Origin of the sequence: Micromonospora orduensis (assembly GCF_006228125.1) — a bacterium.
Taxonomy (GTDB): Bacteria; Actinomycetota; Actinomycetes; order Mycobacteriales; family Micromonosporaceae; genus Micromonospora; species Micromonospora orduensis.
In genome coordinates this window covers 1-26,742 of record NZ_VDFY01000113.1, presented here as the reverse complement: position 1 = coordinate 26,742, position 26,742 = coordinate 1, and the positions used below count along the sequence as shown (strand labels likewise).

Annotated in this window: 27 protein-coding genes and 1 pseudogene; 15 read left to right on the top strand and 13 right to left on the bottom strand. The window is 71.7% G+C overall.

What is annotated here, in order from left to right; genetic code table 11:
* Positions 1 to 10: 10 nt before the first annotated feature.
* On the bottom strand, positions 11 to 655 hold the full coding sequence (locus tag FHG89_RS07985) for a class I SAM-dependent methyltransferase (RefSeq protein WP_139583722.1): 645 nt from the start codon (positions 653 to 655) through the stop codon (positions 11 to 13).
* A gap of 70 nt (positions 656 to 725) precedes the next feature.
* On the opposite strand from FHG89_RS07985, the gene FHG89_RS07980 reads away from it, so the two are divergent.
* Positions 726 to 1,130, top strand: coding sequence for a VOC family protein (locus FHG89_RS07980; protein WP_139583721.1), 405 nt, complete (start codon positions 726 to 728; stop codon positions 1,128 to 1,130).
* Positions 1,131 to 1,150: 20 nt separating this feature from the next.
* Here the strand turns inward: FHG89_RS07980 and FHG89_RS07975 are convergent, their stop codons facing one another.
* Positions 1,151 to 1,768 carry a pyridoxamine 5'-phosphate oxidase family protein gene (locus FHG89_RS07975; RefSeq protein ID WP_139583720.1) on the bottom strand — a complete coding sequence of 206 codons (618 nt, stop codon included), beginning with the start codon at positions 1,766 to 1,768 and terminating at the stop codon, positions 1,151 to 1,153.
* A 154-nt stretch (positions 1,769 to 1,922) separates the two neighbouring features.
* Here FHG89_RS07975 and FHG89_RS07970 point away from each other — a divergent pair, with 154 nt between their 5' ends.
* From FHG89_RS07970 to FHG89_RS07960, 3 genes are read left to right on the top strand one after another with little or no spacing between them, the layout of a single operon-like run.
* A complete protein-coding gene (locus FHG89_RS07970) occupies positions 1,923 to 2,426 on the top strand; it encodes a DUF2231 domain-containing protein (RefSeq protein WP_139583719.1) in 504 nt (167 codons plus the stop codon).
* On the top strand, positions 2,426 to 2,974 hold the full coding sequence (locus FHG89_RS07965) for an Hsp20/alpha crystallin family protein (protein ID WP_139583718.1): 549 nt from the start codon (positions 2,426 to 2,428) through the stop codon (positions 2,972 to 2,974). The genes FHG89_RS07970 and FHG89_RS07965 overlap by 1 nt, the downstream gene beginning before the upstream one ends.
* A gap of 7 nt (positions 2,975 to 2,981) precedes the next feature.
* The gene (locus tag FHG89_RS07960; RefSeq protein WP_139583717.1) at positions 2,982 to 4,088 is read left to right on the top strand and encodes a glycosyltransferase family 9 protein; all 1,107 of its coding nucleotides are present in this window, start codon (positions 2,982 to 2,984) and stop codon (positions 4,086 to 4,088) included.
* 6 nt (positions 4,089 to 4,094) lie between these two features.
* Here the strand turns inward: FHG89_RS07960 and FHG89_RS07955 are convergent, their stop codons facing one another.
* A complete protein-coding gene (locus FHG89_RS07955) occupies positions 4,095 to 4,973 on the bottom strand; it encodes a glycosyltransferase family 2 protein (RefSeq protein ID WP_139583716.1) in 879 nt (292 codons plus the stop codon).
* Entirely contained in the window at positions 4,970 to 6,787 is a 1,818-nt protein-coding gene (rfaE2, locus tag FHG89_RS07950; protein ID WP_139583715.1) for a D-glycero-beta-D-manno-heptose 1-phosphate adenylyltransferase, read from the bottom strand. Before rfaE2 ends, FHG89_RS07955 begins: the two co-directional genes overlap by 4 nt.
* A 139-nt stretch (positions 6,788 to 6,926) precedes the next feature.
* Between rfaE2 and FHG89_RS07945 the strand changes: the two genes are divergently transcribed.
* Positions 6,927 to 7,463, top strand: a complete 537-nt coding sequence (locus FHG89_RS07945; protein ID WP_139583714.1) for a type 1 glutamine amidotransferase domain-containing protein — start codon at positions 6,927 to 6,929, stop codon at positions 7,461 to 7,463.
* Between the two features lie 138 nt (positions 7,464 to 7,601).
* A complete protein-coding gene (locus tag FHG89_RS07940) occupies positions 7,602 to 9,278 on the top strand; it encodes an MDR family MFS transporter (RefSeq protein WP_139583713.1) in 1,677 nt (558 codons plus the stop codon).
* A gap of 46 nt (positions 9,279 to 9,324) precedes the next feature.
* On the opposite strand, the gene FHG89_RS07935 is transcribed toward FHG89_RS07940, so the two are convergent.
* Positions 9,325 to 9,816, bottom strand: coding sequence for an NUDIX domain-containing protein (locus FHG89_RS07935; protein WP_139583712.1), 492 nt, complete (start codon positions 9,814 to 9,816; stop codon positions 9,325 to 9,327).
* Positions 9,817 to 9,887: 71 nt separating this feature from the next.
* Here FHG89_RS07935 and FHG89_RS07930 point away from each other — a divergent pair, with 71 nt between their 5' ends.
* The gene (locus FHG89_RS07930) at positions 9,888 to 11,522 is read left to right on the top strand and encodes a fatty acid--CoA ligase (RefSeq protein ID WP_208760899.1); all 1,635 of its coding nucleotides are present in this window, start codon (positions 9,888 to 9,890) and stop codon (positions 11,520 to 11,522) included.
* A 187-nt stretch (positions 11,523 to 11,709) separates the two neighbouring features.
* Here FHG89_RS07930 and FHG89_RS07925 read toward each other — a convergent pair whose 3' ends face one another.
* The 6 genes from FHG89_RS07925 to ku all read right to left on the bottom strand — a co-directional run bounded on the left by FHG89_RS07925 (position 11,710) and on the right by ku (position 17,040).
* Positions 11,710 to 12,720, bottom strand: a complete 1,011-nt coding sequence (locus tag FHG89_RS07925) for an NADPH:quinone reductase (protein ID WP_139583710.1) — start codon at positions 12,718 to 12,720, stop codon at positions 11,710 to 11,712.
* A 69-nt stretch (positions 12,721 to 12,789) separates the two neighbouring features.
* The gene (locus FHG89_RS07920; RefSeq protein WP_139583709.1) at positions 12,790 to 13,443 is read right to left on the bottom strand and encodes an HAD family hydrolase; all 654 of its coding nucleotides are present in this window, start codon (positions 13,441 to 13,443) and stop codon (positions 12,790 to 12,792) included.
* Between the two features lie 32 nt (positions 13,444 to 13,475).
* Positions 13,476 to 14,333 (bottom strand): SCO6745 family protein, encoded by an 858-nt coding sequence (locus FHG89_RS07915; RefSeq protein WP_139583708.1) that lies wholly within the window; start codon positions 14,331 to 14,333, stop codon positions 13,476 to 13,478.
* Between the two features lie 150 nt (positions 14,334 to 14,483).
* Positions 14,484 to 15,203, bottom strand: coding sequence for an FKBP-type peptidyl-prolyl cis-trans isomerase (locus FHG89_RS07910; protein ID WP_139583707.1), 720 nt, complete (start codon positions 15,201 to 15,203; stop codon positions 14,484 to 14,486).
* A 100-nt stretch (positions 15,204 to 15,303) separates the two neighbouring features.
* Positions 15,304 to 15,942, bottom strand: a complete 639-nt coding sequence (locus FHG89_RS07905; RefSeq protein WP_139583706.1) for a DUF4241 domain-containing protein — start codon at positions 15,940 to 15,942, stop codon at positions 15,304 to 15,306.
* Between the two features lie 72 nt (positions 15,943 to 16,014).
* Positions 16,015 to 17,040 carry a non-homologous end joining protein Ku gene (gene ku, locus FHG89_RS07900; protein WP_139583705.1) on the bottom strand — a complete coding sequence of 342 codons (1,026 nt, stop codon included), beginning with the start codon at positions 17,038 to 17,040 and terminating at the stop codon, positions 16,015 to 16,017.
* An 85-nt stretch (positions 17,041 to 17,125) separates the two neighbouring features.
* Between ku and ligD (FHG89_RS07895) the strand changes: the two genes are divergently transcribed.
* Both ligD (FHG89_RS07895) and ligD (FHG89_RS07890) read left to right on the top strand, forming a co-directional pair.
* The gene (gene ligD, locus FHG89_RS07895) at positions 17,126 to 18,067 is read left to right on the top strand and encodes a non-homologous end-joining DNA ligase (protein WP_139583704.1); all 942 of its coding nucleotides are present in this window, start codon (positions 17,126 to 17,128) and stop codon (positions 18,065 to 18,067) included.
* Complete coding sequence (ligD, locus tag FHG89_RS07890; protein WP_139583703.1) at positions 18,057 to 18,974, top strand: non-homologous end-joining DNA ligase; 918 nt, start codon at positions 18,057 to 18,059, stop codon at positions 18,972 to 18,974. Before ligD (FHG89_RS07895) ends, ligD (FHG89_RS07890) begins: the two co-directional genes overlap by 11 nt.
* A 311-nt stretch (positions 18,975 to 19,285) precedes the next feature.
* Here ligD (FHG89_RS07890) and FHG89_RS07885 read toward each other — a convergent pair whose 3' ends face one another.
* A complete protein-coding gene (locus FHG89_RS07885) occupies positions 19,286 to 20,347 on the bottom strand; it encodes a hypothetical protein (RefSeq protein ID WP_139583702.1) in 1,062 nt (353 codons plus the stop codon).
* A gap of 143 nt (positions 20,348 to 20,490) precedes the next feature.
* Here FHG89_RS07885 and FHG89_RS07880 point away from each other — a divergent pair, with 143 nt between their 5' ends.
* From FHG89_RS07880 to FHG89_RS07870, 3 genes are all read left to right on the top strand, one after another.
* A complete protein-coding gene (locus FHG89_RS07880) occupies positions 20,491 to 21,243 on the top strand; it encodes a TIGR03089 family protein (protein ID WP_139583701.1) in 753 nt (250 codons plus the stop codon).
* Positions 21,244 to 21,402: 159 nt separating this feature from the next.
* Positions 21,403 to 22,365, top strand: coding sequence for a zinc metalloprotease (locus tag FHG89_RS07875; RefSeq protein WP_139583700.1), 963 nt, complete (start codon positions 21,403 to 21,405; stop codon positions 22,363 to 22,365).
* A gap of 233 nt (positions 22,366 to 22,598) precedes the next feature.
* Positions 22,599 to 24,248 (top strand): hypothetical protein, encoded by a 1,650-nt coding sequence (locus FHG89_RS07870; protein ID WP_139583699.1) that lies wholly within the window; start codon positions 22,599 to 22,601, stop codon positions 24,246 to 24,248.
* Between the two features lie 210 nt (positions 24,249 to 24,458).
* Here FHG89_RS07870 and FHG89_RS07865 read toward each other — a convergent pair.
* Positions 24,459 to 24,972: pseudogene (locus tag FHG89_RS07865) on the bottom strand (helicase-related protein); the annotation flags it as partial.
* Positions 24,973 to 25,013: 41 nt separating this feature from the next.
* Here FHG89_RS07865 and FHG89_RS07860 point away from each other — a divergent pair.
* The 3 genes from FHG89_RS07860 to FHG89_RS07850 form a co-directional block, all read left to right on the top strand.
* Entirely contained in the window at positions 25,014 to 25,259 is a 246-nt protein-coding gene (locus tag FHG89_RS07860) for a toxin HicA (protein ID WP_244295241.1), read from the top strand.
* Positions 25,259 to 25,603 (top strand): type II toxin-antitoxin system HicB family antitoxin, encoded by a 345-nt coding sequence (locus FHG89_RS07855; RefSeq protein WP_139583698.1) that lies wholly within the window; start codon positions 25,259 to 25,261, stop codon positions 25,601 to 25,603. Before FHG89_RS07860 ends, FHG89_RS07855 begins: the two co-directional genes overlap by 1 nt.
* 462 nt (positions 25,604 to 26,065) lie before the next feature.
* Positions 26,066 to 26,742 (top strand): hypothetical protein (locus FHG89_RS07850; RefSeq protein ID WP_167517359.1); only part of this gene is annotated, 677 nt, incomplete at its 3' end.

The following is a 26,742-nucleotide window of genomic DNA, read 5'->3' as shown; positions in this document are numbered from 1 at the left end:
ATGGGCTGGGTCAGGGCTCGCGGCGGGCGAAGATGATTGCGCCGAGCTTGCTCTCGGGTGAGGTGACTGTCGTCTCCGACTCGACCCGGAATCCGCTCTCCCGCAACCGGGCCGACACCTTGGCCGGCTGGCGGCGATGCACGTGGATCTTCATGGGGTGGCCGCCATAGCCCTCCGTCTTGAGGGTCGTCTCGTCGCCCACGTGGAAGCCGAGCAGCAGCGGGCCGCCGGGGCGTACGACCCGCCAAAAGTGCGCGAGGACCGCGCCGAGCTGGTCGTCGGGGATGTGGATGAGCGAGTACCAGGCGATCAGGCCGGCGACTGAGTCTTCGGGGAGGTCGAGGTCGGTCATCGAACCCACCTCGAACCTGAGGTCCGGGTGGTCGCGGCGGGCCACGGCGATCATCCCGGGCGACAGGTCGATCCCGAAGGCGTCGACGCCTAGTGTGTGCAGGTGGGCGGTGATGCGCCCCGGTCCGCAGCCGACGTCGGCGACCGGTCCACCTCCGGTGGTGGCCACGAGTTCGGCGAACAGCGCCAGGGCGGCTCGTTCGTACGGTGCCTCCGCCAGGAAGTCGCGCACCAGGTGCGCGTAGTCGACAGCCACGGTGTCGTAGGAGGTGCGGGTGTCTGCCAACCAGTCGTCTACGGTCACCATGGCACGCTAATTCAGCGAATGCTGGTGCGGTGCCCGTGCCCGTCCACGTTTCTGGAGGCGTCCGACCATGACCTTCGCGCCGGTGATCGTCAGCCTGCCCATCGCCGACCGTCCGACCTCGTACCGCTTCTACCGCGACGGGCTCGGGCTCGACGCGGTGGGGGAGCTGGCCGACGACGGGCTTCCGGAGCCGTTGCAGTTCGCGGTGAACGACGGGCTGCGGCTGATGCTGGTCCCGAGCGGTGGCTTCGGCTGGGTGATCGGTAAGAACGAGGTCGCCGCGCGGGGGCAGAGCGAGTGCGTTCTCAGCCTCGACGTCGCCTCGCCCGCCGACGCGGACGCGCTCGTCGAGCGGGCGCGCGCCGCCGGCGCCGAGGTGGTCACCGAGCCGGCCGCGCAACCCTGGGGGTACGCGGGCACCTTCGCCGACCCGGACGGTCACCTGTGGATGGTGTCGGTCGCCCCGGAGTGAGCGGGTCCGGGTGACCGCGGTCAGGCGTAGATGGTCTTGACGTACTCCGGGCCGTAGTGCCGTTCCAGGTCTTCCAGGCTCTCCGCCGGCGCCTCGACCTCTTTGATCAGTCGGGCCCGGGTCGGCAGCACGTCGGGGTGCCAGGTCTCCGGCTGCCACAGCGCGGAGCGCAGGAACGCCTTCGCGCAGTGGTAGAAGATCTGCTCGATCTCCACCACGACGGCGAGCACCGGCCGGTGTCCCTTGACCACCATGTCGTCGAACCAGGGCGCGTCGCGCACGAGCCGGGCCCGCCCGTTGATCCGCAGCGTGTCGGTGCGGCCGGGGATGAGGAAGAGCAGCCCGACGTGCGGGTTGTCGAGGATGTTGCGGTAGCCGTCGGCCCGCTTGTTGCCCGGCCGCTCGGGCAGCGCGATTGTCGTGTCGTCGAGCACCAGGGCGAACCCGGCCGGGTCGCCCTTGGGCGACACGTCGCAGCTGCCGTCCGCGCCGGCCGTGGCCATCAGGCAGAACGGTGCGGCGGCGAGCCAGTCGCGGTCGCGTTCGTGCAGGCGGGGGCGGTCCTTGTTGGCGGCCCGGGGATGGGGCACCCCGAGCAGCTCGCGTAGCTCCTCATGCGAAGTGATCTCCACCGTCACGTCGATCCTCCCTCGACCGTTGAGCCGGTGGCGGGTACCACCGGTGGTCAGCCTAGGCCGCCGTGACCAGCGCGAGGTTTGCGCCGGGTCGCCGGGGGTACGGCCCGCCGTACGAGACCGTCGCACAGTGCAGCCGACACGTGGAGGCCGGGAGATGGAGAGCCGACTCAAGGTGCTGGGTCACCCAGTCCATCCGATGCTTGTCATGTTCCCGGTCGCGCTGCTGGTCACGGCTGTGTTGTTCGACGTGGTGGACACGGTCGGCGGTCCCGACTTCCTCGGCGAGGTCGCGTACTGGAACATCACGGTCGGTCTGATCGGCGGCCTGCTCGCGGCGGCGGCCGGCTCCTTCGACCTGCTGGCGATCCCGACCGGCACCCGCGCCAAGCGGGTGGGTCTGCTGCACGCGGGAGCCAACGTCGCGGTGATCCTGCTCTTCGCGGCCGTCTGGGCGGTCCGGCTCAACGCGGACTCCCGGGCCGCCGGCGGCGCGCTGATCGCGATCGAGATCGTCGCGGTGGCGATCCTCGGCATCAGCGCCTGGCTCGGCGGCGAGCTGGTCGACCGGCTCGGCGTGGGCGTCGACCGGGACGCCGGCCTGGACGCGCCCAGCTCGCTGCGGCCGACCACGGCCCCTCAGCGGATCGGAGAGGTGTGATGAGCGAGCAGCAGAGCGGCGGTTTCAGCCGGGGGTGGCGAGGCCGCCAGCAGGGCTGGGACCCGATGGGTGAGTTGCAGTCGTTGCGCGCCGAGCTGAGTCGCCTGGTCGGTGGCCGGTCCGCGTCGTCCGACGTCGAGCTGACCGAGACCTCCGACGGCTGGGAGGTCGTCGTCCGGCTGCCCGGGGTGGCGCCCGAGGAGGTGGCGGTCGAGCTGGACGACCGGGAGCTGTGCGTGCGGGCCCGTTCCGAGGCGGAGGTGAACGCCGACCAGGGCATCCCGGGCGGCTTCGAGACGCGTGGCTTCGAGTACCGGATCGACCTGCCGTCCCGGGTCGACCCCGACGGCATCGACGCGGTGATGGACCACGGTCTGCTCCGCGTCCGGGTGCCCCGAGCGAGGCGGCCCACGCCGCGCACCATCACCGTCGGCCGCACCGGGCCGCGTTCCGGCAACGCCTCCGGGGGTACGCCGATGCCGGCCGATCCCGCGGCGGACCGGGAGCTGCACCACCCGGACACCGTCGGCGAGATCGACCGGCCGTAGCGGCCGCGTGGCCACCCCGTCCCTGCTCGGCCCGACGGCTGGGCTCGTCCCCGGCGTGCGGCGGATCGCCGTGCTGCGCGCGAACGCGCTCGGTGACTTCGTGTTCGCGTTGCCGGCCCTCGACGCGCTGCGTGCCGCGTACCCCTCGGCGGAGATCGTGTTGCTCGGTGCGCCATGGCACGTGAAGCTCTGGCGTGACCGGCCCGGCCCGGTGGACCGGGTCCTCGTGGTGCCGCCCGCGCCCGGCATCCGTACGCCGGAGCCGGGTGAGCCGGAGTCGTCGATGGACGACTTCGTGGCCGCCGCCGTCGGCGAGGACTTCGACGTGGCGGTGCAGATCCACGGCGGCGGCGCCAACTCGAATCCGTTCATCAGTCGGCTCGGCGCCCGACTGACCGTGGGTCTGCGCGCCGACGACGCACCGCCGCTGAACCGGTGTCTGCCGTACATCTACTACCAGCACGAGGTGATCCGCTACCTGGAGGTGGTGGGGTTGGTGGGCGCTCCGGCGACCACAATCGTGCCGACGCTGGCCGTCACCGACGACGACCGGGCCGAGGCGGCCCGGGTGCTCGGGCCGGCCGACCGGCCCCGGGTGGCGCTGCACCCGGGTGCCACCGACACCCGCCGCCGCTGGCCCGCCGAGCGCTTCGCCGAGGTGGCCCGCGCGCTGCACGACGACGGGTACGAGGTGCTGGTGACCGGTACGCCCACCGAGCAGGAGGTGGTGGACCGGGTCGTCGCGGCGGCCGGGGTGCCGGTCCGGCCGCAGGTGGGCACGTTCAGCCTCGGCGGCCTCGTCGGTTGCTACGCCGACTGCGCCCTCGTCGTCTCCAACGACACCGGCCCGGTGCACCTGGCCGCCGCGGTGGGCACGCCCACGGTGGGCATCTTCTGGGTCGGCAACCTGATCACCACGGCGCATCCGCTGCGTGGCCGCCACCGGCCGATCAGCTCGTGGATGGTGCACTGCCCGGTCTGCGGGGTGGACTGCACGCCTGGCATCTACCCGCACCGGCCCGGCGACGGCGAATGCCCGCACCGCGACTCGTTCGTCACCGACGTGCCGGTCATCGAGGTGTTGGAGGCCGCGCGGGACCTGCTCGGCCGGTAGGGGCGCTCAGGCCGGCTGCGGGGTGTCCTCGTCGGCGAGGACGACCTCCCACGCCTCCACGTCCCGCTCGGTGACCGTGGTGGGGGACTCCAGGTGGTAGGCGCCGCTGGGCAGGATGCCCGCCCCGCCGTGCCGGGCCAGCACGGCGAGCTGGGCGGCGACGTCCTCGCCCTGGTGCTTCTCGTGCACCCGACGCCAGAAGTCGAACCCCCCGGAGTCGACGAGCTTCGCCCGGTCGTAGAGCACGCACCCGCCGATCCAGGAGACCTTGTACGCGCGCCATGCGCCGGGCGGCGGCGCCACCTGATCCGTGACGTGCAGCAGGTTGGCCGCCGAGTGGATCCGGGCCCGGTCCCACTCCGGGGTGCCCGGCCGGATCCGCTCCGGTGCGGGCGGCCCGGCCCACTCCTCGTAGTGCCCGTGCGCCTCCGGTCGGACGTCGTCGACGTACGACAGGCCGTGCACGCCGTTGCCGACGAAGCCGCAGCCCAGCTCCCCGATCGCGGTGACCAGTCGGTGCAGCGCCCCCGGTTCCAGCCAGACGTCGTCGTCGAGGTTGAGGACGTACCGGGCGGCCGAGGCGGCGAGCAGGTACGCGCGGTGTTCGGCGAGCCCGCGTCGGGGCAGCCGGCGGGTCAGCAGCACCGGGTGCCCCCGGTGCCGCAGCGCCCGGACCATGGTGGCCGCCGCCGGGTGGGCGTACGCGGGCTCGGCGTCGGACTGGTCGCTGACCACCACCCCGAAGCCGGGCACCCCTTCCTGGGCGGCGAGCCCGGCCAGGGTGACCGCCAGTTCGGCCGGCCGGTTGCGGGTCGGGATCAGCACGTCGACCAGCCGATCGGTGCGGAACGCCTCCGGGGTGCCGGCGTCGAGGGGGCGGTTCACGACGCGCGGGTGCGGGTGTTCAGCGACGGGTCGGCTTCCCGGGCCGGCTCGGGTTCCCGGTCCTGGCTGTGCGCCCGGATCCGTTCGATGATCGCGGACGTGGACCGGTCCGGCACGTACCCCAGGGTGCGCACCTGACCACCCAGCCGGCGCACCAGCGGCGCCTCGGGCACCAGCTCCGGTGGGTAGTCGCCACCCTTGACGTACACGTCCGGGCGGACGGCCTCGATCAGCGCGGCGGGTGAGTCCTCCTCGAAGACCACCACGTGGTCCACACAGGACAGGGCGGCGAGTAGGGCGCCGCGGTCCTCGACCGGGTTGACCGGCCGGTCCGGGCCCTTCAGGCGACGGACGCTGCCGTCCGAGTTGACCGCGACGATGAGCAGGTCGCCCAGGGCGCGGGCCTGCTCCAGGTAGCGGACGTGTCCCCGGTGCAGCACGTCGAAGCAGCCGTTGGTGAACACCACCGACCGTCCCGCCTCGCGGTGCTCGGCGACGAGCGCCTCCAACTCGTCCGTGCCGACCAGCGACGGGTGCCCGGTGGTCTCCGGCGGCAGGTCGAGCGCGGTCAGCAGGTCCTCGCGCCGGCACACGCAGGTGCCGGTGTCGGACACCGTGATGGTGGCCGCCAGCTGGGCGAGCTGGGCGGCGGTGGGCAGCGGTGCGTCGGCGGCCAGGGCCAGCGTCATCGCCGCCAGGTACGCGTCGCCGGCCCCCACGGCGTGGCTCGCCGGGACCGGTGTGCTGTGGCTGCGCCGTGGCTCCCCGTCGGCGCCGCCGACCACCGCGCCCTCGGTGTCCAGGGTCACCGCGACCACGTCCGCGCCGGTGTGGGCGCGCAGTTCGGCGAGGCGTGACTCGGCCAGTACGGCCCGGTCGACGCCCGCCCCGGCCTCGGTGTTCACGGTGACGCCGGTGCCCGTGACGCTGAGCCCGTCACCGGTCAGGGCGACCCGGCCCTCGCCGGGTGTGGGCTCACCGACCGGGCCGGGGCGATCGGTGCTGTCGTCGTTGGTGTGGGCTCCGCCCGGGGCGGCGCCGACGCTCAGTTCGGACGGGCCGTCGGCCGGGTCGTGGTCGGGGTGTTCCAGGTGCAGGCCGGGGCCGGCCGCCGGTCGGGTCGCACCGCCGGCGCGGGCCAGCAGGCGGGTCGCCTCGGCGAAGCTGGGGGTGACCACGGTGGGCGCGAGGCCCCGCCAGTCGGCCAGGTCGTGGGCGTCCAGCGCGACCGTGGCGTACCGCTCCCGCTGCTCGACCAGCCAGGCGCGCACCGGCGCGGGCAGCGCGCCGAGGCCGTAGTCGCAGACCACCAGGGTCGGCGCCTCCCCGCCGGCTGCGGCCCGCAGCTCCTCGGTGGCGCAGTCCAGGGCGGTGATCAGTCGGGTCACGCCGTCCGGGTCGAGCGCGTCGTCCGGGTCGCCGGAGTCCTCCCGGAGCAGGATCTGGTTGCCGGCCAGCATCCGTCGCTTCACCGGGGTGGGCCGGCCCGGCTGGTTGACCGTCCGGTCCCAGACGCCGGCACGGTCCAGGCAGTCGTGCAGTTCGTCGCCGGCGACGTCCGCGCCGACCGGTGCGACAAGCACCGCCCGACCGCCCAGGGTGGCCACGTTGACCGCGGTGTTCGCGGCCCCGCCGGCGGCGGAGATCCGCCGACGCAGGGTGAGGACCGGGGCGGGTGCCTCCCGGCACAGCCGGTCGGACTCGGCGAACCGCCACTCGTCCAACATGGCGTCGCCGACGACGAGGACCGGGCGTCCGAGCCAGCTCTCCACGACGGTGGCGAGCCGGCGCTGTTCCGCTGCTGCTCCTGCCATGCCGCCCCGGGTCCCCAGCGGCCTGCCGGACAAACCTGCGCGGCGACGGGTCGCACCCTTCCTTACTGGCTGGGGCCGTTTCGGGCGTTGCGGGCCGGGAAGGGAACTGTGGTACCCCTCGGAAAGGAGATGTACCGAGATGGCAGCGACACTTCAGGGCAAGCGGATCGCCTTCCTGGCCGCCGACGGCGTGGAGGAGGTCGAGTACGTCCAGCCGCGCGAGGCGGTCGAGAAGGCCGGCGCGACGGCCGAGCTGGTCTCGCTCAAGCCCGGTTCCATCCAGGCGTTCAACCACCTGGACAAGTCCCGCACGTACGACGTGGACGTCACCGCGGACAAGGCGGACGCGGCTGGCTACGACGCGCTGGTGCTGCCCGGCGGGGTGGCGAACCCGGACTTCCTGCGCGGCGACCCGGACGCGGTGCGGTTCGTGAAGGCGTTCTTCGACGCGGGCAAGCCGGTCGGGGTGATCTGCCACGGCCCGTGGACGCTTGTCGAGGCCGACGTGGTGCGGGGCAGGCGGATCACCTCCTGGCCTACCCTGCGGACCGACCTGACCAACGCGGGCGCCACCTGGGTCGACGAGGAGTGCGTGACGGACGGCAACCTGACCAGCAGCCGCAACCCGGACGACCTGCCCGCCTTCTGCGCCCAGATCACCAAGACCTTCGCCTGAATCCCTGTTGATCATGAAGTTGTTGCCATCGCGGCCGGCGTGTCGTGGCAACAACTTCATGATCAACGCCGGCGGGGCGGGGTTGGGGGTTTTTCGCGGTTCGGCGCATGTTCTGCGGCTTGCCGGATAGAAGGGCACATGACCACCGAAGCCTCCGCCGCGCCGGTGCTGAACCGTCAGCAGATCCGGCTGCTCATGTTCGGTCTGATGACCGGCATGCTGCTGGCCGCACTCGACCAGACCATCGTCGGTACGGCTCTGCCGACAATCGTCGGTGAGCTGGGCGGCATCAACCACTACTCGTGGGTGGTGACCGCGTACCTGCTCGCCTCGACGGCGTCGACGCCGCTGTACGGCAAGATGGCCGACCTGTACGGGCGCCGCCCGGTGTTCCTGTTCTCGATCGGCACGTTCCTGGTCGGGTCGCTGCTGGCGGGACTGTCGCAGAACATGACCCAGTTGATCGTCACCCGGGGCATCCAGGGTCTGGGCGCCGGTGGTCTGCTGACGTTGGCGTTCACCATCATCTCGGACGTCGTGTCACCCCGCGAGCGTGGCCGCTACCAGGGGTTGTTCGGCGCGGTCTTCGGCATCTCGTCGGTGGCCGGTCCGCTGGTCGGCGGTTACTTCGCGGAGACCGACTGGCGGTGGATCTTCTACATCAACGTGCCGCTGGCGATCCTGGCCATCGTGGTCTGCTACCACGTCATGCGACTGATCCCGTTCGAACGCCGCGACCACGCGATCGACTGGCTCGGTGCCGGCCTGCTGGTCGCCGGGGTGAGCTGTCTGCTGCTGGCGCTGAGCTGGGGCGGCAACGAGTACGCGTGGGGCTCCGGGGTGATCATCGGACTCTTCGTCGCGGGTGCCGTGCTCGCCGTGCTCTTCGTGCTCCAGGAGGCCCGGGTCGCCGAACCCATCCTGCCGCTGCGCCTGTTCCGCAGCGCCACGTTCGCACTCGCCAACTCGGCCGGGTTCGTCCTCGGTCTGGTGATGTTCGGGTCGATCATCTTCATCCCGCTGTACCTCCAGATCGTCAAGGGCGCCTCGCCGACCCGCAGCGGTCTGCTGATGCTGCCCATGATGACCGGCATCATCGTCACCTCCATTCTCACCGGGCGGGCGATGAGCCGGATCGGCCGGTACAAGTGGTTCCCGGTCGCCGGGTCGGTGACCCTGCTGGTCGGCATGTTCCTGTTCACCCAGTTGAAGGTGGGCACCTCGCTCTGGCTCGCGTTCGCCTTCATGGTGGTGATCGGCGTCGGCCTGGGGCTCTGCATGCAGTCGCTGGTCCTCGCGGTGCAGAACGCGGTCTCCGTGCGCGACCTGGGCGCCGGCACCTCGTCGGCGACGTTCTTCCGGTCGCTGGGCGGTTCGTTCGGGGTGGCGATCCTCGGCGCGGTGCTCTCCGCGAGGCTCGCCGGAGGGTTGTCCGACCGGCTGCCCGGCGCGATCGCCCAGCTCCCGCCTCAGCAGCAGGCGCAGGTGGCGGCGAGCGGCGGCACGAACATCTCGATCAACGACCCGGCGACCATCATGGCCCTGCCCGGGCCGGTGCGGTCGGCCATCCAGAACGCCTTCGTCGACGCGCTGGACATGGTCTTCCTGACCGCCGGCCTGATCGCGATCGTGGCCGTGGTGGTGACGGTGGCGCTGCCCAACAAGGAACTGCGCGGCGCCGGTCCGCAGGGCGCCAAGGGCGGTGCCGACCCGCTCGGCGGTGAGGCTCCGGCCCCGGGCGGCAAGCCGCTGACCCGCGAGTCCAAGGACGAGGCGGCCGCCGACATGGAGGCCAAGTCCCAGACGATGATCTGACGTCGTCAGCCCGGTCCGGCGTCTCACCCGCCGGGCCGGGTGCGGCCTACTTGAGGATCAGGCGGTTGGTCTGCTCGAAGACGTCCAGGTCGGCAAGGGTTTCCATTACCGAGGTGGAGAGCGGGGTAGGGAACCGGTCCCGGGGGAAGAAGCCGGCGTCGGTGGTCTCGTCGGTGGCCCGGCTGAGCTGCCCGTCCCACTCCTCGACCTTGAACGCCGTGGTGAAGACCTGGTAGGTGTGCCCGTACATGTTGGTGCTGGTCCGGTCCGGGCCGGTGTAGAGGGCGAACGCGCAGACCCGCAGCGCGCGCAGTCCGGTCTCCTCGCGGACCTCCCGCACCGCGCAGTCGGCGATCGACTCGCCCAGCTCCATCGCCCCGGCGGGCATGGCCCACTGGCCGTTGTCGGAGCGTTGGATCAGCAGGATGCGACCGGCGTTGTCGCTGACCACGGCACGGGCGCCGACGAACATCAGCGTCCGGTCCCCGGCGAGCGCGCGTAACTGTCCCACGTACGAATCGGCCCAGGAGATGCTCACCTGCGACAATTTACGGGGGTTCCCAAGGTGTGACCGGCGACACTAGCTTGTTACCCATGCGTAGCACGATGATGGACGCCCCTCTGCAGGTCTCCCGGATCCTCGACCACGGCGCCACCGTGCACGGCACGGCGGAGGTGGTCACCTGGACCGGCGCCGAACCCCGCCGGATGACGTACGCCGAGGTGGGTCGGACCGCCGCCCGGCTGGCGCACGCGCTGCGTGACGAGTGCGGGGTGACCGGCGACGAGCGCGTCGCCACCTTCATGTGGAACAACAACGAGCACCTGGTCGCCTACTTCGCGGTGCCGAGCATGGGCGCGGTGCTGCACACCCTCAACATCCGGCTCTTTCCCGACCAGGTCGTCTACATCGCCAACCACGCGCAGGACCGGGTGGTGCTTGTCGACACCACCCTCATCCCGCTGCTGGCCCGGGTGATCGGCGAGCTGACCACGGTGCGGCACGTGGTGGTGGTCGGCGGTGGCGATCCGGCGCCGCTGGTGGCGGCGGCCGGTGACCGGATCACCGTGCACCACTGGGACGCGCTGCTCGCCGACCGGCCCGAGGTGTACGACTGGCCCGAGGTGGACGAGCGCGACGCGGCGGCGCTCTGCTACACCTCCGGCACCACCGGCAACCCGAAGGGCGTGGCGTACTCGCACCGGTCGATCTACCTTCACTCCTTGCAGGTCTGCATGCCGGAGGGTTTCGGTCTCGGGCCGACCGACCGGGAGCTGGCCATCGTGCCGATGTTCCACGCCATGTCGTGGGGCCTGCCGTACGCGGCGTTCCTCTCCGGCGCGTCGATGATCATGCCGGACCGGTTCCTCCAGGCCGCCCCGATCGCCGAGATGATCGCCGCGGAGCGGCCCACCCTGGCCGGCGCGGTGCCGACGATCTGGACCGACCTGCTGGCCTACCTGGACGACCACGACGTGGACACCTCCTCGCTCACCGAGGTGATCGTCGGCGGGTCGGCCTGTCCGCCGGCGCTGATGCACGCGTTCGACGAGCGGTACGGGATCGACGTCATCCATGCCTGGGGGATGACGGAGATGTCCCCGCTCGGCTCGGTGTCGCGCCCGCCGGCCGGCGCTAGCGGTGAGCAGGCGTGGCGGTACCGCTACACGCAGGGGCGGGTGCCGGCGGGGGTGCAGGCGCGGATCGTCGGCCCGCTGGGCGAGCCGCTGGCCGCCGACGGCACGGCCGTGGGGGAGCTGGAGGTCCGGGGGCCCTGGGTGACCGCGCGGTACGTCGGTGACGACGTCCCGGACTCCGAGAAGTTCCGCGACGGGTGGCTGCGTACGGGGGACGTGGGCACCCTCTCGCCGGACGGCTACATCACGTTGACCGACCGCGCCAAGGACGTCATCAAGTCCGGTGGTGAGTGGATCTCGTCGGTGGAGCTGGAGAACGCGCTGATGGCCCACCCGGCGGTGCTTGAGGCATGCGTGGTGGGTGTGCCGGACGAGCGGTGGGACGAGCGGCCCCTGGCGACCGTGGTGGTCCGGGAGGGTGCCTCGGTGACCGCCGAGGAGCTGCGGGAGTTCCTGGCCGGTTCGGTGGCCCGCTGGCAGTTGCCCGAGCGGTGGGCGTTCATCGACGCGGTGCCGAAGACCAGCGTCGGCAAGTTCGACAAGAAGGTCGTCCGTTCGCAGTACGCCGGGGGCGAGCTGACTGTCCGGGAGCTGACAGCCCCGTAACGTTTTTCCGGGCACCGTCGCCTGTTGGGTGAGGGATTACTCCTGACATTCCTCCCCAGGGGGCGGCCCCGGCGTTCGCACCGCGCCGGGGCCGCCCGTTCCACGCGGGGCGACCCGCACTGTCATTGTTGCGAAACTTGTTCGTCTCTGTCCTGATGACGGGGAAATAGGGTGGTGAGCGACCCGATCAGGCGTCGCTGGTGCTGATCAGCACCTTGCCCACCGCCGAGTCCTCCACCGCCTGGTGTGCGTCGGCCGCCCCGGCCAGCGGATAGCGGTGCAGCGGCAGACCCGCGTCCGCGCCGACCCGGATGCCGCCCTGGTTGGCCGCCGCCGCCACGTCGACCACCCCCTGCGCCTTGGCCGCCTTCGGCTCGGTGTAGACAAGCACGAACTGCCAGCGCGCGTTCGGCGCCATCATCGGCCGGACCGGGATGGTCACCTCGCCCCCGCCGTCGTCGGCGTACATGCAGACCGCGCCGCCGTGCCGCAGCACCTGTACGTCGATCGCGGCGTTCCGGGCGGGGGAGACCTCCACGATCGTGTGCACGCCGTCGGGGGCGATCCTGCGGACCTCCTCGACCACGTCCTGCTCCAGGTAATTGATCACGTGGGAGGCGCCGGCCGCCGCCGCGAGCTGCGCCTTCTCCGCGCTGCTCACCGTGGTGATCACCGTGGCGTCGGCCCAGCGGGCGAGCTGGATCGCCGCGTTGCCGACCGCGCCCGCCCCGCCCTGCACCAGCACCGTGTGATCGGCCAGGGCGCCGGCGCGCAGCACGTCCGGCATGAACTCCCCAGCGGTCAGGCAGCGGTGCGCGGTGAGGAACGGGATGCCCAGGCTGGCCCCCACCTCGAACGAGGCGTCACCCAGGCGTACCACCTGCCGGACCGGCACCAGCGTGTACTCCGCAGCGGTGCCCCACGGCCGCCGCCAGGCCGCCTCCCAGATCCAGACCCGCTCGCCGATCAACTCACGGTCGACCCCCTCGCCGACCGCCTCCACCACACCCGCGCCGTCCTGCCCGGGGATCTGCCACCCGTCCGGCGCGGCGCTGCGGCGGGACTTCCAGTCCGTCGGATTCACCCCCGAAACCGCCACCCGGACCAGGACCTCGCCCGCCCCCGGCTCCGGCACCGGCCGGTCGACCAGCTTCAGCACCGAAGGATCGCCGGTGCGCTCGTACACGATGGCTTTCATCCGTGGTCTCCTCACCCTGCACGGCATCCGCGCCGAGCACCGCGGCTGCGGTACCCCGCTCAGCCTCGATCAACCCAGGTCGTCCACCAGCTCGGGGGTCAGCTCGCCGATCGCGGCAAGCGACACCACGGCCAGCCCGGCCGCGTCCGGGTCGAGAGGGTACGACCCGTGCGGCACCGCCACCACCCGCATCCCCGCGGCGGCGGCGGACCGGACCCCGTTCGACGAGTCCTCCACCGCCACGCAGCGGGCCGGGTCGACGCCGAGGTGCCGCGCCACGCTCAGGTACACGTCCGGGGCCGGCTTGCCGCGTTCGGTCTCCTCGGTGGACAGGGTCGTCACGAACGCGTCGGTGAGGCCGGTGGCGGCCAGCGCCGCCGCGATCAGCCGGGTCGGCGACGAACTGGCCAGCCCCAGCGGCCACCGCGCGGCCAGCCGGCGCACCACCTCGTCGGCGCTGTCGATGAGGGGTACGTGGTCCCGGTAACGCCGGGTCATCTCCTCGACCACCTCGTCGGCGACCTGCCCGGCGGTGCGGCCCACCCCCAGCTCGCCGCTGAGGTAGTGCGCCCACTCACCGGTGCTCATGCCCATCAACCGGCGCTGCGTGTCCGGTTGCCACGTGCCGCCGTGCGCCGCCACGTACGCCCGCCGGACCTCCTCCCACACCGGCTCGGAATCCACGATCACGCCGTCCAGGTCGAAGACCACCGCATCCACCACGGGCCCATCCTGCCCGACCCGGAGGTGTCCGGTCAGCCGGGCAGCGCGGGCAGTCCGATCGGGCTGCCCTCCGGGATCAGCGTGTGGCAGGACCTGGCGATCGGCTCCAGCAGCTCCCGGAGCCGGTCCGTGTCGTCGGGGCCGAGGGCCTGCCACGGGTGGGCGGCGGCCAGGTCGGTGGCGTCCTCGACCGCCTGGAAGCCGGCCCGGCCGTGCTCGGTGGCCGTGCCGTCCGGTGTCAACCAGCCCCGCTGCGCCAACCGCTCGCGGGCGGCCCGCCACTGCTCCTCGGACCAGCCCCGGCCCAGCAGGTTCTGCGGCGACATGTCCACGGCGACCCGCCAGGCCAGCGTCTCCACCGGGTCCAGGCCGGCGGCCACCAGCGCCGCCACGTGCCCGTCGCCCCGATGTTCGCGCAGCGTGGTGGCGGCCTGCCACATCCGGGCCAGGGGGTACTCCCCGATCGGCAGCGCCGCGTTTACCGCGCCGAGCAGCCGCCCGGCCGTCTGCGCCGCGGCGGCGGCCCGTTCCAACAGGTCGGCGGCCTCCGCCAGATGGGTCTCCGGCAGCTCGTACGTCAGCTCGGCGAGGGCCTGCACCGCGCCGGTCAGCCGGGCACGCAGCGCCTCCTGCGGAGTGGCCAACCGCCACACCGCCGGCAGTGCCCGGGTCACCATCGGCGGTGCGAAGGTGAAGAACGCGGAGATCACCGGCGCTGCCTCGGTGGCACCCAGCGGGGCGGCCCGCCCGGCGAAGTAACCCCGCCAGTAGCCGCGCAGCCCGACCGCCTCGTACGCGGCCCGCGCCCGGGGGTGGAAGTAGGTGACCGCGTGCACCGGCTCGAAGTGCGTCCACATCAACCGGGCCGTGCGCCCAGGCTCGTCCGTCACGTGCACCTCCGCGTCCCGCGTCCGCATGGTCACCCCGGACGGTGGGCCGCCCGGGGTGACGCCGAACCTACTGCCGGAGGGTGACGGGCCGGAAGCCCCATGTGAACAACTCCATCGCGTCCCGGCGACAACCGGGACGATCCGGGCAGGTCACTGGGCGGCGAGCACGTCCACCACGAAGCGCAGCGGGCCGGTCGGGCGTCCACCGGCGGCGGCCTCGTCGTTGCCGTACGCCAGCTCGCCCGGAATGTCGAGCTGCACCCGGCTGCCCACGGTCACGCCGACCAGGCCCTGGTCCCAGCCGGGGATGACCTGACCGACGCCGATCGGGAAGGAGGCCGGCTGCCCGGCGTTCCAGGACGAGTCGAACTCCTTGCCGTCCTTGTAGAACACGCCCACGTAGTTGGTAGTGATCGTCTGACCCTGCTTCACCGCCGGGCCGGTCCCCTTGATCACCGGGGTGACCGTGAGCTTCTTCAGCTCGCCGGTGCCCGCCTTCACCGCCGGCTTGCTGCCCAGCGCCGGGTCGGCGCCCTCGGGCAGCTGCGGGGCGGGCGGCGCGGTGGGCGCGTCCGGAGCCGCGGCGGAGGCGGTCGGGGTCGCGGCGGCCTGGTTCGCGGACTTGTCGTCGTCGCCCCGCGTCTTGTCGATCCACACGAAACCGCCGATCAGCAGCGCCATCACGGCGATGCCGGCGAGGCCGCCCGCCCACGCGTTGCGGCGGCGCTTCGCCTCGGCGGCCTTCTGCTCCGCCAGCTGGGCGGCCAGCCGCCGCCCCGCCTTCGTCGCCGGGCTCTGGCCCTCCGACCGGTTCTGCTGCGTCCGCTCGCTCACGTCGTCGACTCCCTGCTGCGAAGGTGTGGCCGGCACCCGGTGCCGGGGGGAAAGCCGACGCACACGGTACCCGCCCGGCGGCCCACCGTGCCCGCCCCGGACGGCACGGATCGCCCAGGGACGCCGTCGGAGGCGGTTATCCCGGGACGACCATGAAGTCGGTCACGAACGAGGTGACCCGCCCGTCGGCGGCCCGGCCGATCCAGGTGCCGTAGCAACCGTCACCCCAGCCGGTGGCGACGGTTACGACGTTCGCGCCGGTGGCCTCGTCCAGGACGGCGGTGATCAGCCCAGGGACCGGCGACGAGGGCAGCTCCGCCGGGATGAACACGTCCTCGACCTGCTCCTCTTCCCAGGTCTCCAGGACGGCGAGCGCCGTCGGGTCGGCCAGGGTGCCGGCGCCCGCGTCCACCCCGTACCCGAAGTAGTCGTCGGCGCCGAGGCCTGCGACGTCCTGGTCGCCGACGACGGCCGGCTCCCAGCGGACCGTCGGCCCGTCGGAGATCACCAGCTCCAGCGCGGCGACCCGCCGGTCCACCTCGGCGTCCTCCCGGAGCACCGCGGCCACCCAGGCCCGGGCCGGATGCCGCCCCGGGGGCACGGTCACCGTGAACGGCTCGGCGTCCGGGCGGACCAGCGGGTCACACCCGACCACCTGGCCGGTCGGCAGCGCGATGTCGCCCACCGAATGGACCTCGATCAGGTACGCGCCGTGCTGGTCCGTGAAACGGGCGCCGGGCGTCAACAACCGACCGAGATCAGGGGTGTACGGCATGGGGGCTCCTCCGGTGGCCACTGGCCGGCGGAGCGTACCCGGTCCGGCGGACACCGCCGGTGCGGCGTACGGTCAGGCGCTCTTGCGGGGTGCGGTCTTGCGCGCGGCCGTCTTCTTCGCCGGCTCCGCCTTCTTCGCGGGGGTCTTCTTGGCGGCGGTCTTCTTCGCCGGCTCGGCCGTCTTCTTCTCCGCCGTCTTCTTCGCGGCGGCCTTCTTCGCGGGCGCCCTGGTCGCCTTCTTCTCGGCCGTCTTCTGCGCCGAGCGGGCCGACGAGATGGGCGTCGGCTCGCCACCGCCGCCGGCACGCGCGGGCTGCTCGCCGCGGGCCGCCCGGGCCCGGTCCACCGATGCCTTCAGCGCGGCCATCAGGTCGACCGCCGCGGCCGGGGCCTCCTCGACCTCCTCGGGCTGCACGACCTCCCGACCCTCCACCTTGGCGTCGATGACCTCCTGCAACGCCGCCCGGTAGTCGTCGGTGAAGACGTCCGGCTCGAACTCGCCGGTCATCGAGTCGATAAGCGAACTGGCCATCGCCAGCTCGGGCGGGCGCACCTTGAGGTCCTCGTCGAGGAACCCGAAGTCGGGGGTACGGATCTCGTCCGGCCAGAGCATCGTATTGAGCAGCAGCACACCCTCACGCACGCGCAGCGTGGCGAGCTGCTCCCGCTGGCGCAGCGCCACCTTGACGATGGCCACCCGCTCCGAGTCGATTAGCGCGTCGCGCAGCAGCACGTACGGCTTGGTGGCCGTGCCCTCGGGCTCCAGGAAGTACGCCTTGTTGTAGAGGATCGGGTCGACCTGCTCGGCGGGGACGAACTCCAGCACGTCGATCGCGCGGGAGCTGGTCAGCGGCAGGTCGGCGAAGTCCTCGTCGGTGAGAATCACCATCTCGCCGCCGCCGATGTCGTAGCCCTTGGCGATGTCGTCGTAGGTGACCTCCTCGCCGCAGACCGAGCAGGTGCGCTTGTAGCGGATCCGCCCGCCGTCCTCGCGGTGCACCTGATGGAACCGGATGTCCTTCTCCTCGGTCGCGGAGTACAACTTCACCCCGATCGAGACGAGCCCGAACGACACGGCTCCCTTCCAGATGGCACGCATCCTGCGCTCCCTTCCCCGGTATCGACCATGCTCGCATCCGAAAGAACCGGACGCGAGGTGTTCGGCCTGCTACTACAGTCGGGTCGTGCCCGGCGCGCCGCTCAAGCCGATGCTCGCGATGACCGGGTCGCTCCCGGCCGGTGACGGCTGGGTGTACGAGTTCAAATGGGACGGCATCCGTGCCCTCGCCGACATCTCCGACAGTGCTCAGCGCCTGTACGCCCGCTCCGGCGCGGAGATCACCGCCGCGTACCCGGAGCTGGCCACGCTGCACGAGCAGGTCGACGACGCGGTGTTCGACGGCGAGGTCGTGCTGCTCGGCGAGGGTGGGCAGCCGTCGTTCACGGCCCTCGCCGAGCGGATGCACGTGCGGGACCGGAACAAGGCGGCCCGGTTGGCGGCGGTCATGCCGGTGACGTACATGATCTTCGACCTGCTGCGGTGGAACGGCGACGACCTGACCGGCTGGCCGTACGAGCGCCGCCGCGAGGCACTGGACGCGCTCGCCCTCGGCGGTGCCCGGTGGGCGGTGCCGCCGGTCTTCTCCGACGGCCCGGCCACCTACGAGGCGGCAGGTGAGCACGGCCTGGAGGGGGTGATGGCGAAGCGGGTCGGCTCCGTCTACCGCCCCGGGGTGCGCTCGCCGGACTGGGTGAAGGTCAAGTTGGAGGTGACAGGCGATTTCGTGGTGGGCGGCTGGCGGCCGGGAGCGCGCCGGATCGGCGGCCTGCTGGTCGGGGTGCCCGGGCCGGACGGCCGGTTGGTCTACCGGGGGCGGGTCGGCGGCGGGATCGGCGCGGCCATCGAACGGGCGCTCCTCGCCGAGCTGGAGCCGCTGCGCTCCGGCGCGTCGCCGTTCGCGGCGGGTGTGCCGCGCGAGGATGCCCGGGGCGCCATCTGGGTAGAACCCCGGGTGGTGGTGGAGGTGAAGTACGGCCAGCGCACCCCCGACGGCCGGCTGCGCTTCCCCCGGGTGCTGCGGCTGCGCCCGGACAAGCCGCCGGAGGAGGTCGACGATGCCGGGTGAGCGGCTACGGGTGGACGTCGAGGGCCGCCCACTGGAGCTCTCCAACCTGGACAAGGTGCTCTATCCGGCGGTCGGCTTCACCAAGGGCGAGGTGATCGACTACTACACCCGGATCTCGCCGGTGCTGCTGCCGCACCTGCGGGACCGGCCGGTCACCCGGATCCGTTTCCCCAACGGGGTGGACGACAAGTCCTTCTTCGAGAAGAACAAGCCGGCCGCGACCCCGGACTGGGTGCGGGTGGAGACGCTGCCCGCGCCCGGCTCGACGAAGGGCCGGGAGACCATCGACTACGTGGTCGCCGACGACCTGCCCACCCTGGTCTGGCTGGCCAACCTGGCCGCGTTGGAGCTGCACACGCCCCAGTGGAAGGTCGGCGAGCACCCCGACATGATGGTCGTCGACCTGGACCCGGGCCCGCCGGCCGGGCTCGCCGAGTGCTGCCCGGTGGCGGTGCTGATGCGCGACCGGCTCGCCGACGACGGCATCGACTCGTACCCGAAGACGTCCGGCAAGAAGGGCATGCAGCTCTGCTGCCCGATCGCCGGCAACCAGCCGTCCGATGTCGTCTCCGACTACGCCAAGCGGATCGCGCAGGAGTTGGAGAAGGCGCACCCGAAACTGATCGTGTCGAAGATGGCGAAGAACCTGCGCCCGGGCAAGGTCTTCATCGACTGGAGTCAGAACAACGCGGCGAAGACCACAGTCGCGCCGTACTCGCTGCGGGCCCAGTCGGTGCCGTCGGTGTCGACGCCGTTGACCTGGGACGAGGTCGAGGCCGGCGCGCGCGGTCGGAGGCCCGCCGTCCGCCAGTTCACCGCCGCCGAGGTCCTGGACCGGGTCGAGGAGTACGGCGACCTGCTGGCCGCACTGCTCGACGGCGGCCCGGAACTGCCGGCCAAGAGCTGATCCCCTGGCTGGTGCTGTGGGCGCAGTCGGAGGTCGAAGGTGACCGTCGGCCACCCTCGTCGCGGATGCGCCAGTGAGCGGTATACCTCAGAGTCATATTCATACCGCTGAGGTATACCGCTCAACAGCACATCGACATGGCGGGCCCGCCGCAGCGCACGTTGAAGCGGCCGGCCCTGCTGCCGGCGACCAGTCCCTGAGCATCGTCCGCTGCTGGCAGCCGCGTAGCGGTGCTGCCGCCGCCGCGCTGGCAAACGGCCGCGCCCCGACCCGCTACCTCGTCGGCACCGGGCCGACACCGCCGGAGAGCATCAGCGTGCGGCGACGTGAACAGCGGGCGAAGCGCGGCGCAGACGCCACCAGGCGCCAACGACCAGGGCCACGGTGATGATGGTGACCGCGACGTCGCCGGCCAGGGCCGCCGCCGGGCTCGCGGGGGAGTACGGCGGCACCAGGTACGCGAACGCGGCGGCGCTGACCAGGCCCGCCGAGCCCGCGGCGAGCACGTGCCGCTGCCCCCAACCGCTGCCCGACGACAAGTACGCGATCAGTCCTCCGGCGGCAGCGGCAAGCGTCAGTGCGACAGTCACTCCCGCCCAGCCGGGCGCCAGGTCGCCGCCGAAACGGACGAGGACGACCAGCAGAGCCACCCAGAGCGGATGCGGCACCCGACGGACGCGGCGCGGGCGGGTGCGGCGCCAGCGGGGCAGCAGGGCTGTCGCGACCAGGGCGAGGACCACGACGGCGGCGAAGGCCAGTTGGAGCGGGCTGGCCAGGAAGCCCTTCCGGCCGCTGCTGTCGGAGAAGATCAGCAGGCTGCCGAGCAGGTAGATCACGCCCACCACGGCGAGACCGGGCCGGCCCAGCCATGGCCGCAGCCGGCGGTCCGCACCGAGGAACGACTCGATCAGCACGATCGGAGCGCAGATGGTCAGCACGATGTGGTTGCCCACGTAGTCGAAGGCCTGCCGGAGGCTGAAGCCGAGTCCCGGCACCAGCGACGCCTCGGCGGCGGCACGGGTGTCGGCGTACTGCGTGTCGTCGAGGTAGTCGGGGTTGAACAGCGACTGGTCGACCAGGCCGGCCTGGAGTACGCCGAACACGGCGGCGAGCAGCACGATGGTCGGCCAGCCCCCGCCGAGGTGCCGGGCGGTCTCCCGGATGAGGATCGCCGCGCCGCCGTACATCGGGCCCAGGAAGATCAGCACCAGCGGGAAGTCGTCGATGGCGAAGCCACCCCACGAGCACTCGGCCGCCCACGGCGCGAGCAGCAGCAACGCGATCACCGGCAGGAGTCGCCGACGCAGTGGCAGACGGTTGGCGGCACGGTCGATGGTCGCGGTGCTGTCGGCGGGGTCGGGTTCGGTCGGCATGGGCACTCCTCGACGGCGCTGCGGGGGTCGCCTGTCACCGTGCGCGGGCCACCCGGCCAGCCGCTACGGCCATCGGCCGACGAGTGGTGCGACCAAAGTCGTTGCGTAGGGTGGTGCCGACGTCGTCACCCGGGAGCACGCAGATGCAGCCACATGCCACGGCCGACCCGATGGTCCCGCCGGCCGCCGCCGAGAGCCCGCTGCTCAGTTACCGCGACGAGGCGACCGGTGAGCGCGTCGACCTGACCGCACAGCAGGTCGGCGCCTGGTCGGCGCGCAGCGCGAGCCTGCTGCGGGACGGCTGCGGGCTCGGCCCCGGCAGCCGCGTAGCGGTCCTGCTGCCGCCGCACTGGCGTACCGCCGCGGTGTTGTTGGGCGCCTGGGCCTGCGGCCTGGCGGTGTCGTTCCGACCGCGCGCCACGGCGGGCCTGCCGGTGCTCGAATCCGGCGGCGACCGGCCGTTCGACGCGGTGTTCGTGACGCCGGAGCGGCAGGACGACTGGCTGGAGGACGTGCCGGACGCCCCGCACCGCTACCTCGTCGGCACCGGCCCGGGGCCGCTGACCGACGTGCCGCTGGGCTGGCTGGACTGGTCCGCCGAGGTGCTCCGCCACCCGGACGTCACGCCCGACCACACCGCCATCCATCCGTCGGATCCGGCCAGCGCGGACGGCACCACCTACGGTCAGTGGGGAGCGCTCGCCCAGGAGTTCGCCGGGATGCTGGACCTGCGCGCCGGTGACCGGCTGCTGGTCGACGCCGCCGAGCACGAGCAGCCTCTGAAGTGGTTGCTGGCACCGCTCTCCGCCGGCGCGTCAGTGGTCATCAGCGCGAACCTCGACCCGGCGCGGCGGGAACAGGTAGTCGCCGCCGAACAGGTCACCCGCATCCTCTGAACTCTGCCGGAGCGGCCCCAACAGCGCTGGCCGATCCGGTTCTGTTACATCGCAGTCTGTCCTGCTCAGAGGGTCTTTTGCCGATGCCGTCGACGTGTTCTCATACCGAACAGCGACGTCATCGACCCCGCACCGCCTCCCTCACCGAAAGGTGCACCGATGCGCAGAAGACCGACCTTCCGACTGGCGGTCCTCACCGCCACCGCCGCCACGTTCCTGGCGTCCGGCGGCGCCTCCGGGGCGCTCGCCACGGCCGCCCCCGCGACCGCCTCCCCGGGCGTCGCCGCGTGTGAGCCGGGCGCCGACGCGCACGGCGCCGCCCGGGTCGCCGAGGGCGCCACCGCCCAGGAGCCGGAGCTGTACTCCAAGAACGAAGCCAACGCCTACGGCGTGATCAAGGACGCGCCGCGCCTGCCGAACGGCAGCGTCACCATCCCGACGGTCTTCCACATGATCTCCGACCACCCGCTCACCGCGGCCGAGACGACCAGGTGGAACAACCTGATCGCCGCGCAGATGACGGTGCTCAACGACTCGTTCGCGGGCCGCACCGCGTCGGACGCCTCCAACACGCCGTTCCGGTTCTCGCTCGTCGACACCACGTGGACGGTGAACAGCGCCTGGTACAGGGTCGAGCCCGGCAAGAACGAGCGGGACATGAAGAAGGCGCTGTACACCGGCGACTCGGAGACCCTCAACGTGTACGCGGCCAACATCGGCGGCGGACTGCTCGGCTGGGCGTACTTCCCGAAGGGCTACAACAACGGCCGCGACTACATCGACGGCGTGGTGATGCTCGACGAGTCGATGCCGGGCGGCACGGCCGGCAAGTACGCCCTGGGTGACACCCTGACGCACGAGGTCGGGCACTGGCTGATGCTGGAGCACACCTTCGCGCACGGCTGCTCCGCGTCCGGCGACTTCGTCGCGGACACCCCGCGCGAGGCGGCTCCGCAGTTCAACTGCCCGGTGGGTGCGGACACCTGCACCGCGCCCGGGCTCGACCCGATCCACAACTTCATGGACTACACGCAGGACTCCTGCATGAACATGTTCACAGTGGGTCAGGCCGACCGGATGAGCGACGCCTGGGTGGCGTTCCGCGCCGGCGGGGCCGGATAACCACGCTCTGCCACGGGGGTTGGCGGGCCGCGCTCAGCGGCCCGCCAACCCCCTTCGTGTACGCAGACAGAAGCGCCACCGGAAGCGTGTTCAGCCGGCCCACGTAACACCGTGGACGGTGACATCGCCGTCTACCAAGGAGCGACGATCTTGTCGCCGACCCGGCACCGGCCTCCGGGCACACGCCGCCGGCCGCCGGGCACCACGGGGTATCAACCGAAGGGAGACCGCGTATGCGGTTCCGCAGAATGGCCCGCTCGGCCCTGGCATCGACACTGATCGCGGCGACCGGACTCGTCGCCGCCGTCGCACCCGCCCGGGCCGCGGACACCAGCACCGCTCTGCAGGGGGTGAAGTTCGTCAAGGACATCGCCGCCGCCAACGGCCGGCTGTTCATCTCCGCCAGCAATCAGATCCTCGTCACCGACGAGAGTGGCAGCACGGTCGGCGCCGTCACCGGGCTCGCCGAACCGCAGGGCCTGGCCGTCACGCCGGACGGCAGCCGCCTCTACGCGGCGCTCAACGCCTCGAACGAGATCGTCGAGATCGACACCGCCGCCCTCACCGTCACCCGACGGTTCGACCTGACCGCATACCCGAACCCGGCGTACGTGTCGCTGGCGGGCAACCGCCTCTGGGTCGGGCACGGCCCCACCAACAGCTGGAGCGGCGGCGTCGTCGGCCTGGACCTGTCCGCGGCGACGCCGGAGCCGGTCCGCATCGCCAGCGGCCTGTTCGGCCCGCCGAAGATCGCCGCCGGGGGGTCCACGGTGGTGGCCGGCGAGACCGGAAGCAGCCCCGCCGACCTGTTCGTGTACGACGTCAGCACCACCCCCGCCACCCTGCGCGGGGTGCTCGACGGCCACGACATCAACGTCATGTACCTGAAGGACATCACCATCACGGCGGACGGTTCGAGAGCGATCACGGCGTTCGACTCGCCGTACCGCTACGACATCTGGGACACCGCCAGCTTGACCAGGGTCGGCGCGTACGGCGAGGAACCGACGTTCGTCGGCTTCCCGAACGCCGTCGCCCTCAGCGCGGACGGCACCCGGGTGATCGGCACCCGATCCTCCCGTGACCGGATCGAGCTCGCCGGCCCCCGCATCGGGGTGTACGACGCGGCGACCACCACGAAGCTGCACAACGCCGACAACCCGGCCGGACAGGTGGTGGAGGGCGCACTTACCTTCTCCGGCACCGACGCCTTCACTGTCCTGTATGAGATGTCCACCGGGCGCTACACCCTGTGGCGGCTGCGGGGTGCCGCCCTGGCGCCGTCCTCGGTGGCCGTGACCGCCCCGGCCACCGGGACCGCGCTCGTGCCGCTCACCGTGACCGGCCGGCTCACCCTGTCCGACGGGTCGGTGCCTGGTGCGCAGCCGGTGGTGGTGACGCGCCGGCACCCGGACGGCACCAGTGCCACGCTCGCCCCGGTGACGACCGCCACCGACGGCACCTTCAGTCTCACCGACACGCCGCCGGTCGGCGGGACCGTCCACTACGACGTGCTCTGGGACGGCAACTCGGCCTTCCGCTGGAGCCAGGCCACCGCGACCGTCGAGGTGGCCCGGCAGCCGGCCACGCTGAGCCTGACCGGCCCGACCACGGCGAACCTCGCCCGGAACCTCCGGTTCAGCGGGACGCTGACCACCCCGGGCCGGGCCCTCACCCCCGGCACCTCGCTGACGGTGTACCGCACCCTCAACGGCGACGAGACCACCATGGTCATCCTGCCCGCGGTGTTCCCTGCCTCGGACGGAACCTTCCGCTTCACCGACACGCCGGGTGCGTCGGGCAGCTACACGTACACCGCGCGCTGGGACGGGGATGCCACCTTCCTGCCGGCGCGGGCCGACCACATCGTCGTGGTCAAGTAACCACTGCGTCACTTCGGCGGGGCCGGATCCCTTACCGGGACCGGCCCCGCCGCTGTGTGAGGAGAGCTCGCAGAACACCCAGTGGCGTACGCCCTGCTGGTCTTCGGCCGACACGGTCACCCCGCCCGGCTCGACGCGGGCGCTGAGCCGGGCCAGCACCCGGGTTGACATGACGGAGCAGGGAGAGCAGGCGTAGCTATTCGCTGAGCGCCGCCCCGGCCACTGTGCCTCCTGCCGCGACCCGAACGTCCTCGACACCTGGGTCCGGCAGGTCGATCGAGAAGTTGCCGACCTTGGAGATCACCAGCGTGCGGATCTCGCCGGTGCGGACGCGTCGAAGTGCCGTTCCCGTTCCTTGTTGGTGGTGGAGCCCTGCACGATCGGTGCGTCGAGGTATCCCCGAGCTGGTGCAGCTGGTCGATGTACGCGCCGATCACCAACACCTGGTCGTCCGCGTGCCGGTCGACCAGCGCCTTGACCACCGGCAGCCTGGTTCGGGCGGTGGCCCCATCCGGTAGCGCTCCTCGGCCTCGGCCGTCGCGTACGACATCCGCTCCGCGTCGGTCAACGTCACGCGGACCTCGACGCACTCGGCCGGGGCGATCCAGCCCTGCGACTCGATGTCCCTTCACGGAGCGTCGTACCGCTTCGGGTCGATGAGACTGAACACGTCCCCCTCTCGGCCGTCCTCGCGTACCAGAGTCGCCATGAGGCCCAGCCGGCGAAGCGTTGTGACGGTGGTACCGCTAGCAGTACTATCAACGCGTGCCATCCATAGACAAGCTCGTTGAAGCGATGCGGAAGAGCCAGCAGAACATCGCCTACAACGATCTCTACGGGGTGTGCGAGCACTACTTCGGGAAGCCGCGGCAGGCCGGCACCTCCCATGCGGTTTTCAAGATGCCCTGGGCGGGCGACCCACGCGTCAACATCCAGAACGACAAGGGCAAGGCCAAGGCGTACCAGGTACGGCAAGTGCTCAAGGCGATCGACAAGAAGGAGGCCATGTGATGCAGACCGATCCCCATCCTGAGGTGTCCCACTACACCTACCGCGTTACGTGGTCGGTCGAGGACCGCGAGTTCGTCGCCACCTGCGCCGAGTTCCCGTCCCTCTCTTGGCTGGCCCCTTCGCAGATCGAGGCTCTGCAGGGGCTCCAGGACCTACTGCGTGAAGTGATCGCGGACATGGAGGAGCAGGGCGAGGCGGTGCCGCAGCCGTTCGCCGAGCGCAGCTACTCGGGCAAGTTCAACCTGCGCGTCGGCGAGAGCCTGCACCGCGAGCTTGCCATCCACGCCGCCGAGGATGGCATGAGCCTCAACCAGTACGTCCTACGGAAGCTCAGCGCCGCCTGAGCGGTCGGGCAGCTCATGGCGCGCTGGAGAGCGCAGTTGATCAACTAACTGTTCATCCCGCTGCGCCCGTTCTCATCAAGCTCGCCTGGCGAGTTCGCCGACAGCCGGCAGGGTCACTGAACGGCGGCGCCCACCGGCGTGCCACAGCACCCCTAGACCGGAGCGCTGGCATGCCCTCAAGCGCATGGTGGCCCCGCCGTGTCGCGGCGAGCCTCCTCACGTCGGTGGCGTTCACCCTGACGCTGTTCGCCACCGCCCTGGAAGCTGATCAGGTAATCAGGTTCGCGTGACGCCGGCCGGGGACCGTTTCGGTTCCGGACCCGTGCGCGTTGCCTCACCCGTCCGGTGGAGCCGACCCGTTTCGCCATCTCTCACGTTTTCCTGCTCATACGCTGCGCCGAAGGCAGGTGGCACTCTCACACCCGGCGGAGGGCAATGGTGGCGTCGAGGCGTACACGTCGGATGGTGGTGTCGGCCGTGGCCGGCGGGCTGTTCGCCCTTGGGGTGATCGCGCCTGGTCCGGCGGCGGCGCCGCTGCCCCGGGCGGCCCAGGCCGACGGTTCGGTGGCCCCCGAAGCGCGCGAGCCGCGCCCGCCGCAGCTCCCCGCGGACTTTCAGGGCACCGGCCGGTACATCGTGCGCGACCTCGGCATCGACGTGCCGTTCTCGTGGCAGGGCCGCGACGGCAACAGCCAGATGATCGCCGGTGGCCCGGAGTATCCGATCTGGTTCACGAACCTGATCTACGAGAACACCCTCTACACGCTCACCTACAGGTGGCCGAACATCCCGCTGTTCCCACCGCGTGCGTGCAGCAAGGTGCCGGGGTTCTTCAACCGCCAGATCTTCAACGACAAGCTGAAGACCGCCCGCTACGTGGGGCCGGAGATCCTGCAGGGCGACCCGGACCGGCACGTCGACCACTGGCGGGTCGGGGTCGTCGGCGGCTCCACCGTGCCGGGGGAGTTCTTCCGGTTCCCGATCGCGCTCGGCGACATCTACGTCGACCAGCGGGACCCGAGCCGGTGGTGGCAGGTGTTGCAGTTCGGCCTGCAGAACCTCTTCGACCCGGAACTCGACGAGTGGTTCACGATGGACACCTTCGACCACCGCCCCGGCGAGGTCACCCTCCCCGACCG